General features: G+C 33.8%; 1 protein-coding gene. It reads right to left on the reverse strand.

The window, feature by feature from the left end; genetic code table 11:
• Positions 1-164: 164 nt before the first annotated feature.
• A complete protein-coding gene (locus DW196_RS10920) occupies positions 165-488 on the reverse strand; it encodes a hypothetical protein (RefSeq protein ID WP_118251282.1) in 324 nt (107 codons plus the stop codon).
• Positions 489-734 lie beyond the last annotated feature (246 nt).

Genomic DNA, 734 nt, shown 5'->3' on the forward strand with positions numbered 1-734 from the left:
TGCCAATATTTGTATTTGTCATAGGTGTAACACTCCTTAAATTTGTTTATTTAACTTGTCAAAAGGGGTTACTTACGATACAATTTAATTAAGATTTGACGTGTATCGTAAGTAGGGAAGTCATTTGTTCGAGCAAATGACTTCTCTTTTTGTTTTTTCCTCTTTTACCAACCAACATTTGTTTGTAGTACCTTTCCGTTATGTGATTTAAAATAACAAGATTCGTCCCAACTCCTTACTAAAGCATGACCTAATTCAAATAAATCAATAAAATGTACTGGATTAGGTGCACCATTAAAGTGCCTATCAAGATTTAAATCAGCATACCAACCATCAAATAATTCATATTCTGCAAAGGTTTCTATATCGTCATAGCAATAAATTTCTTCTGTTTGCCACTGACCTGTTCCTTTATCATGCAACAATTCATAAGCTAATTTTTTGTGTTGTTCTAATAAGTCAGTAAAATTTTTATAGTATTCACACATAATTATCCCTCTTTCGTTTTTTATTTTTTGAAAATTCATTTGGGTTAGAAGTGAGTGAGGGAAGCTGTCGCTTCAATCACTCATGCTTCAAAGATAAACACTATCCTCCTTTCTGAATAAATTAAAATGAGTCCATTTGTGTCAGTGTGTGTCGGTCGGTTGCTGTGAAGCGAAGACATCATAGACACAAAGAAAGCACAAGGGCGAGCTTGCCTCGTTTATATACCCTTGTTCTTTCGACTGGAT

Source organism: Vagococcus sp. AM17-17 (assembly GCF_003471765.1).
GTDB classification, from domain to species: domain Bacteria; phylum Bacillota; class Bacilli; order Lactobacillales; family Vagococcaceae; genus Vagococcus; species Vagococcus teuberi.